The sequence below is a fragment of the Prevotella sp. CAG:255 genome (assembly GCF_000431195.1).
In the GTDB taxonomy this organism is placed as follows: Bacteria; Bacteroidota; Bacteroidia; order Bacteroidales; family Bacteroidaceae; genus Prevotella; species Prevotella rara.
This window is the reverse complement of sequence record NZ_HF986797.1, coordinates 38,353-51,675: the sequence shown is the minus strand read 5'-3', so window position 1 is coordinate 51,675 and position 13,323 is coordinate 38,353. Positions and strand designations below refer to the sequence as shown.

The window sequence follows — 13,323 nt, the reverse complement described above, 5'->3', positions numbered from 1 at the left end:
CCTGACGTCAGTTATGATGTCGGGGACTCTTTTTTTGTTTGGCCACATGGCGTATGGGACTTATGAGACTAATAAGGCTAATGTGACTTATGGGACGGATGGGAATGATAAGTAATGGAGTCCGTTATTTCGAATGAAATATCAGATAAATTATGGAAACTGAAATTAAAATATACCAAAGTTGCAGGAAAAATCTGTTGTTGTTTCTATGCTGCATGCTTTTTGTTGTAGGTGGAGTATATATGATAATTGACGAGGATGAATCTTGCAGGTTTGTGATTAAATTTATAGTGTGCTGGCTTAGTGTGATATTTTGGGGAGGTGGTGGATTGTTCTTGGGTGTCACCACTCTTTATAATACCATAAAACGCATACCATATTTAATTATCTATGATGACAGTGTGGAGCAATACGTGCAATTTACGGCAGCATATAATACAATATATTTTGCAGATGTAAAATGTTTCAGATTAATTAAAATAAATAGTACCATGCAAATAGCCATTGACTACAAGGACCCATTTTTTTGAAGAAAATGAAATCTAGAACCACTTCAGGTATAGTCAAAAAGTTGATGGCATTTAATTTCTATGTAACAGGAGCTATGGAAACTATTTATGTCTCTAACCTTAGAATGAATAGAGATGGTATTTGCCACCTGTAGAATGAACGCCTGAACGGACAGAAGATGTCTGATGAAAGGCAAACTTGAACATAATGAGAATAGACTTTTATTTTCGCCGGCTAATCTTAGAATGAATTGAGATGATATTTGCCATCTGTTGAATGAACGCCTGAAAAGACAGAAGTTGTCTGATGAAAGGCAAACTTGAACATAATGAGAATAGACTTTTATTTTCGCCGGCTAATTGTGCATCGAAACGGGATATGTGGAACGGAACTATTGTTCCTTACCGAAATTGCTCTAAAAACGCTCTCATGCACGCTTTGTCAGTTCAATTCTGAATGTTGTGCCTTTGCCTATTTCCGAGTTTTTCACGAATATGCGGCCTTTATGATATTCCTCAACGATTCGTTTTGCCAACGACAGTCCCAGGCCCCAGCCGCGTTTTTTAGTTGTAAAGCCAGGTTTGAAAACATTTCTTATGTTCTTTTTCTTTATACCTTTGCCTGTGTCAGTAACTTCAATGATTACTCTCGATGCCGTTTCCTCGACATGAAGCGTTATTGTGCCGCATCCTTCCATTGCATCTACAGCGTTTTTACACAAATTTTCGATTACCCATTCGAAGAGCGAACTGTTTATTCTTACTGTTATGTCGTTTTCGGGAAACTCTTTTATGAAGGTTACCTTTGACGAAGTACGCCGGTCCATGTAGTCGATTACATGAGTCATGACGTCCATAAGGCTTGAAGGAACAGGCTCAGGCAGTGAACCAATCTTTGAGAAACGCTCGGCTATAAGTTCAAGTCTCTTGACGTCTTTATCCATTTCGGGTATCAGCTCGTCGTCAGGATAATTCTCCTTTAATATCTCTGTCCATGCCATAAGGCTCGAAATAGGCGTGCCGAGCTGGTGGGCTGTTTCCTTGGACAGACCTACCCACACCTTGTTTTGCTCTGCCTTTTTGGATGTAAGCAGTGCGAATATCGCAACAACTACAAACAGCATGACAACTCCAAGCTGGATGTAAGGATACGTAGACAGGCGTTTCAGGATGACAGAATCGTCGTAGCACACGTTGATATAATCATTCTTAAGGCTGTCGTCGAGATAAATCCTGATGAATTTTCCTTCGTTAAGCAATTTTTCGCTTATGCTTCCGGCATTTTTCAGGCTGTCCTCATAGTTTACGCCTTTAAGGTTGACGTTGCGGTAAATCTGCACGTTGCGTTTCGAGTCGGTAACAATTACCGGTATGGTGTTGTTTTCGTTTATGACCTTAAGGACAAGATTAAGATCAGTGTTTTCGTCTGCCTTGTTAAGCGAGCGCATGGCTTCAGCCCATACCTCCATCTTGTTGTGTTCTTCGTCGGCAAGCTTCTTTACAAGATTATTGGACACAATAAGAGAAGCAACGGCAATAATTATGGCCGCCAGCACGAGTATTATCTTCACCTGTCTTATTCGGTCTGTCCACTGCATACAGTTTTATAACGCCTTAAAAATAATAATATTGTTTGCGCGCGCATTAAAATGATGCCACAGGCTGCGCATCGGCATTGAGCATGCAGCATGATTCAGCTGAAAAAAAAGGATTGGGCGGAACGCATGTTTAAACTATTCTGTTTAGTTAAATAGACCGTTTACTTTGTTAATAAACTAAGCTGTTTAGTTAAAAGTGCGTCCGTTTTAATTTTATTAACACGCATATTTTTGCGTATAACTAATCTATTTAGTTACTTTGCGGTAAACAAAAAACAAATAGCTATGAAATCATTGACAAACAAAGAAGAAGAGATAATGAACCACTATTGGGACAAGGGCGAGATGCAGATACGCGAGCTGCAGGCTTTGTATGACGATCCGAAGCCGCATGTAAACACGCTTTCAACACTTGTGCATATACTGGAAGACAAAGGCTTCCTGTCGCACCGCAACCTGAAGACACGCACATACGCCTATTTCCCGAAGATATCGCGCGAAGGCTACAAGCGCGGTTCGCTTAATAACGTTGTCAACAAGTTCTTCGGCAAGTCGTATCTTGGAGTGGTGTCTACACTTGTGAGCGAAGAGAAAATATCGCTCGACGAGCTGAAAGACCTCATAAAAAAGGTTGAGGAGAACAAAAAATGAAGAAACTGCTGCTGACATTGTTGCTCGCCCTGTGTATTTCTGCAACCTCTTTTGCCGACGGAAAACTGCCGAAACTTCTCATAGACGGCTGCTTCTTTAACGAAATGCCGTCGGATGTTGACGGAAAACAGGTTGGTGTAATAATCCTGTCGGACCAGGACGGCAACAAAATCATGGCGATAAAGGGCGTCAAGCTAAGTGACGAATCTAAGCGCTATGCCGTGAAGAAGGAAGATGTGCCCAACGCCGACTACTGGATTGAGCAGGCACAGGTAAGAGAATCTATGGCAATGAAGATGGTTTACAATGTGCCGAAGAAGACCAGAATTGCCGAAGGCGACACGATAGGGCAGTTCAGCGTGAAGGATGTCGACGGTCGTGTGTGGGACAACGCATCAACCAGAGGCCGCGCGCTGGTGCTCAACTTCTGGTACACAGGCTGCGGCCCGTGCATAAGGGAGATGCCTGAGATAAGCAAATGGAAAGACGTATGTCCTGATGTAAACTTCCTTGCCGTTACGTATAATTCGTTTGAAGAAATAAAAGACATCGTAGAACGGCAGAACTTCAGGTTCACGCAAGTAGCCGGCGACAGGACACTTTGGGAGATGTTCATGGTGCAGCAGACGCCTACGACGGTGCTGATAGACAAGGACGGAGTGGTGCGCAAGCTGGTCATAGGAACCAACGGCCAGAAACGCCACGACATGCTTGAGGCTATAAAGGAAGTTTCGGCCGTGCGCTGAGACCGGTTTGAGGATAAAAATACGGATAAAAAACGATAATGCCATGGGAATGTTTTTCATATATTCGATAAAGGTGGCGATATGCCTGGCGGCTTTCTACCTGTTTTACAAACTGCTGCTCAGCCGCGACACGTTTCATGCGTTCAACCGCGCCACGCTGTTGCTGCTCATGCTGCTGTCGCTCGTGCTGCCGTTTGTGAACATATCTGTGGACGAGCCAACCGTGGCTTACGACGGAATGGTGCAGATAGAGCAGCTGTTGGCCATGGGCGTTGTAGACGACGGCCCTGCGCCCTCGGGCCCGACGCTCATACAGGTGCTCTTCGCCATATATATAATAGGTGTGGCCTTGTTCCTTGTAGGCGAGATATGCTCGCTCGTAAGGCTGCATAGGCTTATCTCGGGAAAATACTCTGTTACAACCGCCGACGGCATAAAGATAGTAGTGATTGATGATGACGTGGCGCCGTTCAGCTGGTTTAACAACATCGTGATAAGCAGGAGCGACTATGAAAGCGGCCGCAGCGAAATACTAATACACGAAAAGGCACACATAGCGCACCGCCACTCGCTCGACATAATGCTGTGCAACATGCTGCTGATATTCCAGTGGTTTAATCCCGCCGCATGGCTGCTGCGCCGCGAGCTGCAGAACATACATGAGTATGAGGCCGACGAGGCCGTGATACAGAGCGGTGCCGACGCATCCGAATATCAGCTCCTTCTGATACGCAAGGCCGTGGGCGAGCGGCTATTCAGTATGGCAAACAATCTAAATCATAACTCACTAAAAAAACGAATAACTATGATGCTGATTAAAAAGTCTAACCCGTGGAACCGCGCCAAGATATTGCTTACCGTTCCCGTTGCGGCCGTTGCCGTAGTGGCTTTTGCCACGCCGAAGGCCGAAAGCTTGAGTAAGGAGATAGAGCACGACAGCAATGCTCTCGTAAATTCTGTTGTTAGAAGCATGCCGGGCACGGCCGAGCATCTGGTCATGAGCACTGGCGAGGCCGGCGCCGCAGGCATGCCGGCTGAAGCCGCTGCGCCGGAGACTGCTGCCGCCGACAGCCTCAGGGGGCGTGTGGCCGGCGTTTCTGCAGGCAACTCAAAAGATGACGGCCGTGTGTTCGACGTTGTCGAGGAGCAGCCGCGCTATCCCGGCGGAACTAATGCCCTTATGGCATACTTGCGTGATAACATAAAATACCCTGCCGAAGCCGCCAAGGCCGGCATACAAGGCAAGGTGATAGTGCAGTTTGTTGTAGGCAAGGACGGCACCGTTAGAGATGTCAAGCCAATAAGAAACATCAGTCCGGAGCTCGACGCCGAGGCTGTCAGAGTGGTTGCCGCCATGCCAAAATGGGTGCCGGGCTATCAGCGCGGCGAGGCAGTAAACGTGCGTTACACCTTGCCCGTGAACTTCCGCATGGACGGCGGACCTGACAGCGAAAGCCAGAAAGCCGCCGGCAGCAATATTGCTTTTAGCGATGATGTATATTATGTCGTAGACGGTGTGCACGTCAGTGCCGCCGAACTGAAAAAGATAAGCGCAGATAAAATAAATAGCATAGAGGTGTTTAAAGGCGAGTCTGCCGTTGAAAAATTTGGCGAACAGGCCAAGAACGGCGCCATTGTGGTAAGCACCAAGAAATAAGATGAAGATGCATCGGCCGCCCGGGCATGTTCCGGCCGGCATCGCTAAGATATACTTTTGTTGCCTCACGCCACAGGCTCATAACGGCGTGCAGAGCCAACAGACAGGGCGATGGATGCCTGCTGGTTTTCAAAAGGTGGCCTTTTGCGTTGCGAAAGGCCACCTTTCAGCATGTAAAAGACCATGTTTTAGAACGTAAAAGACGGCCTTTTGCAACGCATTGATACACAATGCGTTACACGGACGGCTGAAACAGCCTGCCAAATGGTAGCCGGGACGCCGTAAACGGGCGCATGCCCGGTGTGAAATTTATGAATGCCGGAGCCGTATTAAGTGCCTTCCGTGTGCGCCGTGAGCTGTAAGCCGTGCCGCGCAGCCTATGTGCCGTTTAGGCGTTTGGTATATGTCTGCCGTGCCTGCGCAGCCATATTTTAAGGCATATGCACGCACCGGCAGTAGGCATTTGCGGCATATAATTATGCGGCACGTGCCATTTGTCAATACTTTTAACATGCTCCTAAACAGCAGATAAATGCTGCAACATGGTGAAACAATGCCACTTTAGTCTATAAATACATGAAATTTTCGGCATTTGTAATACAAGAATAAAAAATAATTTGTAACTTTGCAGCCCAAAGGCGATGCGTGTGGAAGAAGCACCCGGGGTGCTGCTGTAATTCCGTGCGCATGAAGTCATTTATTTTATTCATCAAAAAATGTGCAGTTTAGAGTCTTTTAAAATTGATTTGAAAGGTCTTAAGGAGGGCGAAACCATCTTTAAGTACGACCTCGACAATGCTTATTTTGAGGCTGTAGACGGTCCTGAGGTAAGGAGCGGAGCGGTAGAGGTGGAGCTGAGAGTTCAGCGCACGTCAGAGTATTTCGAGCTCAACTTCCACTCAGAAGGCACAGTCAATGTTCCGTGCGACATCTGTCTCGACGACATGGAGCAGCCCGTAAGCTCTGACAACAGGCTGACGGTTAAGTTTGGAGAAGAATATTCAGAAGACGACGACCTCATAACGGTAGAGCGCGACGAAGGCCGGCTCGACGTTTCATGGTTTATATACGAGTTCATAGCCCTCAGCATACCCATTAAGCATGTGCATGCACCTGGAAAATGCAACCCTGCGATGATAAAAGCTCTCGAAGAGCATTCAGCTGCCCGAAGCAGTGATGGCGATGAGGAGAAGCCCGTGGACCCGCGTTGGAGTGAATTAGAAAAATTAAAAACAATAATTAAAGATTAAAGAAAATGGCACATCCTAAAAGAAGACAGTCAAAGACACGTACACTTAAAAGAAGAACTCATGACAAGGCTGTAGCTCCTACACTGGCAGTATGCCCTAACTGCGGCGCTTATCATATTTATCACACAGTTTGCCCGACATGCGGTTACTACAGAGGTAAGATCGCTATTGTAAAGGAAACAGCTGAATAATGGAGAAAATAAACGCAATAATCACAGGAATCGGCGGTTACGTTCCTGACTATGTCCTCAACAATGAGGAACTGTCAAGAATGGTAGACACCAACGATGAGTGGATTATGACGCGTGTCGGCATCAAGGAGCGCCGCATCCTCACCGAGGAAGGCCTCGGCACGTCATACATGGCGCGCAAGGCTGCAAAGCAGCTCCTTAAGAAAACGGGCGTCGACCCCGATACCATCGATGCTGTCATCGTTTCCACCTCGACAGCCGATTATGCTTTTCCGTCAACAGCATCTATCGTTATAGGCAAGCTGGGACTGAAAAACGCGTTTGCTTTCGACTTTTGGGCTGCTTGTTGCGGCTTCCTCTATTCGTTCGACGTGGCAACGTCGATGATACAGAGCGGACGCTACAAGAGGATAATAGTAATCGGAGCCGACAAGATGTCGTCAGTTGTCGACTATAAAGACCGCAGCACATGCCCTCTCTTCGGCGACGGTGCGGCAGCGGTTCTCGTAGAAGGCACAACTGAGCAGAACATCGGTGCGATGGACTCTTACTTCCGTGCCGACGGAAAGGGACTTCCCTTCCTCCATCTTAAGGCCGGCGGTTCGGTATGTCCTCCGTCACACTTCACGGTCGACCACCGTCTGCATTACCTCTATCAGGAGGGACGCACAGTGTTCCGCTATGCCGTTACAAGCATGAGCGACGACTGCGCACTTATAGCAGAGCGCAACAACCTCAACAAGGACAACATCCGCTTTGTGGTTCCTCATCAGGCCAACATCCGCATCATCGAGGCTGTGGCCAAGCGTCTTGAGCTGCCCATGGAGCAGGTTATGGTCAACATTGAGCACTTCGGTAACACCAGTGCGGCTACTATTCCGCTCGCAATCTGGGAGAACGAGCATCTGCTCAAGAAGGGCGACAACCTCATCATGACGGCATTCGGCGCCGGATTCGTTCACGGAGCTTCTTACTACAAGTGGGCTTACGACGGATCAGACTTTGTCGGAAAATAGACAGAAAGATAATATCAGATAAAAAGACGACGCATCTGCCCTTATATGGCAGGTGCGTTTCTTTTTTTGTGCCATGCCCGTGCGCGGCGTCATTCAGTGGCGTGCGCACGGGCATGGCTTGTCCTTGGGCATGGATGTCGTGCGTGCCGTCAGTATTCTTTCATATTGAATGTTTTTACTCCGAAGTTTCGTAAATATTGTTGCCGGTATGGTCCGAAAGGTTAACATAAGGTAAAAAGTGGCCCAAGGAGAGCAACATGTCGAAAAACTTCGTACATTTATGGCGTAAATCTTAACATTTATAGGCTATGAACAGAATATGGGAATCAGCAATCATTGCGGCAGGCATCGTTATATTGGGCCTCTGCATCAAGTCGGGTTTCGACAATTTTACCAACAAAGACCGCAAGGTTACAGTGAAGGGACTTGCCGAGAAGGAGGTGGCGGCCGACAAGGTTACATGGCCGATACTTACAAAGGAGCTGGGCGACAACCTGCCGGAGCTATACACGCGCATAAACGCTACCACGGCCAAGGTGAAGAGCTTTCTGACGCAGAACGGCATCAAGGAGAGCGAAATCAGCGTCAACGCCCCCGTGGTGATCGACCTTAATGCCGACCAGTACAGCATGGCAAAGCGCAACTACCGTTACAACATAACGTCAACGGTTACCGTTACGTCGCGCAACGTGAAGCTCGTAAGAAGCATCATTGCACGTCAGGGCGAACTGCTTAAGCAGGGCGTGGCCGTTGTCGACGGCGGATATGGCAGCGGAGTGTCTTATGAGTATGTTTCGTTCCAGCAGATGAAGCCTAAGATGATGCAGGAGGCTATAAAGAATGCAGAGCAGACGGCGGCACAGTTTGCCGAAAACAGCAACAGCAAACTCGACAAGATTATGACCGCCGACCAGGGACAGTTCTCTATAGACGACCGCGACAGCAACACGCCTTATATAAAGAAGGTGCGTGTGGTTACCACGGTTACGTATTCGCTGAAGGATTAGCGCGGGGCGATGCGCCGGTGTTTAAGTCATTAGGGCGTTGCAGTCAGATGCGTTGTGCATGCCGTGGATGTAATTTCGCCGTATGGCTTAAACAGTGAAATCGTATGAGAAATGTGATTTTAATTTAGGTTCTTGTAGCTTAAAAAATTGAGTTGGTTTAAATAAACAAAAGACTTCGCCGGACATCTGCCTGCGAAGTCTTTTTTATTTCGTCAGAAGCTCGGCTCTGCTTTTCCGCGTTTCATTTTGTCGAAATAGAACACGTCTGCATGAAGTTCGTTTGCGTCGGCATGGTAAAAGTGGCCGATCCTTCCGTTTGCGCAGTTGTTGCCATAGTATATTTCTATTTCGATATATGGTGTCAGATTTCCGTTTTCTTCTGTGCAGTACAATTTCCAGTCTCCTTTGGTCGTATCGTTTTTTAGTATTCGCCAATCAGTGTAGGTGTCTTTTCCGTTGATTTTTACAATTTCTCTTGTCACAATCTTTGTTATATGTACGTTCTTTCTGTCTTTTCCGAGATAGATATATTCGTAAATTTTTCCTGTACTGTCAGACACCTCGTTATACCATTCGCCACAAGTAATGTCGAAATACTTTTCGTTAAGCTCTTTTGTTGCTTTGTTCGCTTCGGTTATGATGAGGTGTGGTTCTGCTCCATCGCATGAACAAAGGCCGATGGCCACAATAAGAAAGATGAAAAAATTCTTGACCATAATAATATTTTTTAGTTTAATTTACTGTTGTTATAACGTGCCTTCCGTTACTTTATTGTGTTGTTTGCTGAAGGATTAGTGCAGGTGATGTGCCGGTGTTTAAGTCATTAGGGTGTTGCAGTCAGATGCGTTGTGCATGCCGTGAATGTAATTTCGCCGTATGGCTTAAACAGTGAAATCGTATGAGAAATGTGATTTTAATTTAGGTTCTTGTAGCTTAAAAAATTGAGTTGGTTTAAATAAACAAAAGACTTCGCCGGACATCTGCCTGCGAAGTCTTTTTTATTTCGTCAGAAGCTCGGCTCTGCTTTTCCTCGCTTCATTTTGTCGAAATAGAAGATATCCGTGTGAAGCTCGTTAGCATCGGCATAATAGAAATGGCCGAATCTTCTGATTGCTCCGTTTTCATAGGCAATTTCAATAGCAATCCATTGTGTAAGTTCGCTGTCTCTGTCGGTGCAGCAAAGTTCCCAATTTCCTGTTGTTGTGTCATTCTGGAAAATCTCCCAGTTGCTGTATGTTTTAATGCCGTTTATTTCTTCAATCTTTCTTGTTACGATTTTTGTTATGTGTACGTTCTTTCTGTCTTTTCCAAGCTTAATGTATTCATAAATTTTCATCAAACTGTCAGACTTCTCGTTATACCATTCGCCACAAGTGATGTCGAAATACTTTTCGTTAAGCTCTTTGGTTGCTTTGTCGGCTTCGGTTACAATAAGATGCGCGTCAGGCGAATCGCATGAACAAAGGCCGATGGCCGCAGTAAGAAAGATGAAAAAATTCTTGACCATAATAATATTTTTTAGTTTAATTTACTGTTGTTATAACGTGCCTTCCGTGACTTTATTGTGTTATCGAATATATTGACATGCGGATTGCTTAACGTCCTGATAATGTGGCGATTAATGCAGGCTTCGGACGCATTCTCCGGTTGGTGTATGGCGGCGTGTTCCAAGTGTCAGTTTAACATCTTTTATCTTGATTTCTTGCCACATGCAACCTGCTTAGTTGGTTGTGCTGAAAATTTTTCGTATATTTGCAGACTTAGATTATAATCTTTTATTCAAGCAAAATAAAAATACAGATGCACAAGGCAGGATTTGTAAACATTGTAGGTAATCCTAACGTGGGCAAGTCGACGCTGATGAATCAGCTTGTAGGCGAGCGCATAAGCATTGCCACATTCAAGGCGCAGACCACGCGCCACCGTATAATGGGCATCGTCAACACGGACGACATGCAGATTGTGTTCTCCGACACCCCGGGAGTGCTCAAGCCAAACTATAAGCTGCAGGAGTCGATGCTGGCTTTCTCTGAGTCGGCACTTAAAGATGCCGACGTGCTGCTCTATGTAACCGACGTGGTGGAGAACCCCGAAAAGAACATGGACTTCCTCGAGAAGGTGCGCAAGATGACTATTCCGGTGCTCCTGCTTATCAACAAGATTGACGAGAGCGACCAGCAGAAGCTCGGCGACCTGGTTGAGCTGTGGCATAAGCTGCTGCCCGAGGCTGAGATTCTGCCCATATCGGCCAAGAATAAGTTTGGCATCGACATGCTGTTGAAGCGCATTAAGGAGCTGCTGCCCGACTCGCCGCCTTATTTCGACAAAGACCAGCTCACCGACAAGCCGGCCCGTTTCTTTGTGAGCGAGATAATACGCGAGAAGATTCTGCTCTATTACGACAAGGAGATACCTTACTCTGTTGAGGTCAGCGTGCAGTCGTTCAAGGAAGACGAGCGCCACATACACATACGTGCGGTAATATATGTTGAGCGCGATTCGCAGAAAGGCATCATCATCGGACATCAGGGCGTGGCTCTGAAGAAGATGAGCACCGAGGCACGCAAAACTCTCGAGAAGTTCTTCGGCAAGAGCATCTACCTCGAGATGTTCGTCAAGGTTGACAAAGACTGGCGCAGCTCTAAGAAAGAGCTTGACAACTTTGGCTACAATCCGGAGTAATTCCTGATGCCTGTTTCGGGCTTTTGCGGCATGCACACATAAGGCATTCTGCATGCTTTGAATAAACAGATAAAGAGTGAAGCTATAATAAATATAAACCAGAGGGAGATGTGTTGGCCTCCGTTTCGGCCGTCGTGCGGCAGGACTCAGCGTCCGGTATGCGTATCAAGGATGAATCCCGGCAGGCTTGATCTCTCTAAAACAAATGACAAATGGCAAATTTAGTAGCAATAGTAGGACGCCCTAATGTAGGTAAGTCTACGCTTTTTAACCGACTCACAAAGTCGCGTCGTGCTATCGTCAGCGACACCGCCGGCACCACACGCGACCGTCAGTACGGCAAGTGCGAGTGGAACGGAAAGGAGTTTTCCGTTGTCGACACCGGAGGATGGGTGGTAAAGTCGGATGACATCTTTGAAGAAGAAATACGCAAGCAGGTGATTATAGCCACCGAAGAGGCCGACCTGGTGCTCTTCCTGGTTGACGTTACAACCGGTCTGACCGACTGGGACGAGGACGTGGCTGCCATCCTGCGTCGTACAAAGCTGCCGGTTATCGTGGTGGTCAATAAGGTTGACAACAACGACCTGCAGTATAGTGCTGCTGAGTTCTATAAGCTCGGACTTGGCGATCCGCAGTGCATAAGCAGCGCCACGGGCAGCGGCACGGGCGATCTGCTCGACCTCATGCTTACAAAGTTCAAGAGCGACAGCGGCGAACTGCTCGAAGACGGCATTCCTCGCTTTGCCGTTGTCGGCCGTCCTAACGCCGGCAAGAGCAGCATCATCAACGCCTTTATCGGCGAAGACCGCAACATCGTAACCGAGATAGCCGGCACTACGCGCGACAGTATCTATACGCGCTACGACAAGTTCGGCTTCGATTTCTACCTGGTCGACACAGCCGGAATACGCCGTAAGAACAAGGTTACTGAAGATCTTGAGTTCTACAGCGTGATGCGTTCTATCCGCGCCATCGAAAACTCGGACGTCTGCATACTTATGATCGACGCTACACGAGGCATCGAGGCACAGGACATGAACATCTTCCAGCTTATACAGAAGAACAACAAGTCGCTCGTGGTTGTGGTGAATAAGTGGGATTTGGTAGAGAACAAGGACCAGAAGGTCATCGACACCTTCGTTACTGCCATACGCAACCGCATGGCTCCGTTCACCGACTTCCCCATAATCTTTGCCTCGGCACTTACAAAGCAGCGCATATTCAAGGTGCTCGAAACAGCCAAGCAGGTTTATCTCAACCGCAAGGCCAAGATCGGAACCACCAAGCTCAACGAGGTTATGCTGCCGCTGATTGAGGCTTATCCGCCACCATCGATAAAGGGCAAGTATATCAAGATAAAGTATTGCTCGCAGTTGCCCAACACGCAGATACCTTCGTTCGTGTTCTACGCCAATCTGCCGCAATACATCAAGGAGCCTTACAGACGTTTCCTCGAGAACAAGATTCGCGAGAACTGGACTCTCACAGGCTCGCCTATAAACATCTTTATCAGGCAAAAATAACTTGTGGCGCGTTGGCCATGTTTTATAGATGCTAATATAATTAAATGAGAAAAATATTTTTCGTCATATTCACTTTTTGCGTTTTTATGTTCTTTGCGTGCAGCGAAGAACATAAAAACGATATCGCTGCAGCCAAGGCCGCAAAGGAGTATTACGACTCGTTGCTGGCTGGAAATTATGCATATTTTGTTCGCGGCATGTATCTTGCCGACACCATCCCCGACGGCTATCGCGAAGAGCTCGAGGCTAATGCTAAGATGTTTGTTGAACGTGTCAAAGAGGAGCATCACGGCATACGCGAAGTCAGGATAATGAACTGTGTCAACGACACAATCCATATTGAAAAGACAGAAAAGTCTGTCCATGCAGCCGAAGCCTTCCTTGTGTTCTGTTTCGGCGACAGCCTTAACGAGGAAGTTGTCGTACCAATGGTTTTCCATAAGAATCGTTGGCTTATGCGATAGGGCATTTTAGACGTTGTTTCGGCTAA

14 protein-coding genes are annotated in these 13,323 nt (G+C 47.0%); 11 read left to right on the top strand and 3 right to left on the bottom strand.

The genetic code is table 11. From position 1 onward, the window contains the following. Window positions 1–152: 152 nt before the first annotated feature. Window positions 153–530: an STM3941 family protein gene (locus QVO66_RS04655; RefSeq protein WP_021854253.1), complete on the top strand. Its 378-nt coding sequence runs from the start codon at window positions 153–155 to the stop codon at window positions 528–530. Between the two features lie 407 nt (window positions 531–937). Here the strand turns inward: QVO66_RS04655 and QVO66_RS04650 are convergent, their stop codons facing one another. Beyond that, window positions 938–2,107, bottom strand: coding sequence for a sensor histidine kinase (locus QVO66_RS04650; protein WP_021854252.1), 1,170 nt, complete (start codon window positions 2,105–2,107; stop codon window positions 938–940). A gap of 285 nt (window positions 2,108–2,392) precedes the next feature. Between QVO66_RS04650 and QVO66_RS04645 the strand changes: the two genes are divergently transcribed. The 7 genes from QVO66_RS04645 (at window position 2,393) to QVO66_RS04615 (ending at window position 8,625) form a co-directional block, all read left to right on the top strand. After that, on the top strand, window positions 2,393–2,758 hold the full coding sequence (locus QVO66_RS04645) for a BlaI/MecI/CopY family transcriptional regulator (RefSeq protein ID WP_021854251.1): 366 nt from the start codon (window positions 2,393–2,395) through the stop codon (window positions 2,756–2,758). Continuing rightward, window positions 2,755–3,504 (top strand): TlpA family protein disulfide reductase, encoded by a 750-nt coding sequence (locus QVO66_RS04640; RefSeq protein ID WP_021854250.1) that lies wholly within the window; start codon window positions 2,755–2,757, stop codon window positions 3,502–3,504. Before QVO66_RS04645 ends, QVO66_RS04640 begins: the two co-directional genes overlap by 4 nt. 43 nt (window positions 3,505–3,547) lie before the next feature. Continuing rightward, complete coding sequence (locus QVO66_RS04635) at window positions 3,548–5,161, top strand: M56 family metallopeptidase (protein WP_021854249.1); 1,614 nt, start codon at window positions 3,548–3,550, stop codon at window positions 5,159–5,161. 716 nt (window positions 5,162–5,877) lie between these two features. Then, a complete protein-coding gene (locus tag QVO66_RS04630) occupies window positions 5,878–6,411 on the top strand; it encodes a YceD family protein (protein ID WP_053399179.1) in 534 nt (177 codons plus the stop codon). 5 nt (window positions 6,412–6,416) lie between these two features. Beyond that, on the top strand, window positions 6,417–6,602 hold the full coding sequence (rpmF, locus tag QVO66_RS04625) for a 50S ribosomal protein L32 (protein ID WP_021854246.1): 186 nt from the start codon (window positions 6,417–6,419) through the stop codon (window positions 6,600–6,602). Then, window positions 6,602–7,618, top strand: a complete 1,017-nt coding sequence (locus tag QVO66_RS04620; RefSeq protein ID WP_021854245.1) for a beta-ketoacyl-ACP synthase III — start codon at window positions 6,602–6,604, stop codon at window positions 7,616–7,618. Before rpmF ends, QVO66_RS04620 begins: the two co-directional genes overlap by 1 nt. A gap of 308 nt (window positions 7,619–7,926) precedes the next feature. Next, entirely contained in the window at window positions 7,927–8,625 is a 699-nt protein-coding gene (locus tag QVO66_RS04615) for an SIMPL domain-containing protein (protein WP_021854244.1), read from the top strand. 212 nt (window positions 8,626–8,837) lie between these two features. Here the strand turns inward: QVO66_RS04615 and QVO66_RS04610 are convergent, their stop codons facing one another. After that, the gene (locus tag QVO66_RS04610; protein WP_021854243.1) at window positions 8,838–9,341 is read right to left on the bottom strand and encodes a hypothetical protein; all 504 of its coding nucleotides are present in this window, start codon (window positions 9,339–9,341) and stop codon (window positions 8,838–8,840) included. A 290-nt stretch (window positions 9,342–9,631) separates the two neighbouring features. Then, window positions 9,632–10,132 carry a hypothetical protein gene (locus QVO66_RS04605; RefSeq protein WP_021854242.1) on the bottom strand — a complete coding sequence of 167 codons (501 nt, stop codon included), beginning with the start codon at window positions 10,130–10,132 and terminating at the stop codon, window positions 9,632–9,634. Between the two features lie 293 nt (window positions 10,133–10,425). On the opposite strand from QVO66_RS04605, the gene era reads away from it, so the two are divergent. The 3 genes from era (at window position 10,426) to QVO66_RS04590 (ending at window position 13,297) form a co-directional block, all read left to right on the top strand. Continuing rightward, on the top strand, window positions 10,426–11,307 hold the full coding sequence (gene era, locus QVO66_RS04600) for a GTPase Era (RefSeq protein ID WP_021854241.1): 882 nt from the start codon (window positions 10,426–10,428) through the stop codon (window positions 11,305–11,307). A gap of 212 nt (window positions 11,308–11,519) precedes the next feature. Next, window positions 11,520–12,833 carry a ribosome biogenesis GTPase Der gene (der, locus tag QVO66_RS04595; RefSeq protein ID WP_021854240.1) on the top strand — a complete coding sequence of 438 codons (1,314 nt, stop codon included), beginning with the start codon at window positions 11,520–11,522 and terminating at the stop codon, window positions 12,831–12,833. Between the two features lie 44 nt (window positions 12,834–12,877). Beyond that, window positions 12,878–13,297 (top strand): hypothetical protein, encoded by a 420-nt coding sequence (locus tag QVO66_RS04590; protein ID WP_021854239.1) that lies wholly within the window; start codon window positions 12,878–12,880, stop codon window positions 13,295–13,297. The last annotated feature ends 26 nt before the right edge of the window (window positions 13,298–13,323 follow it).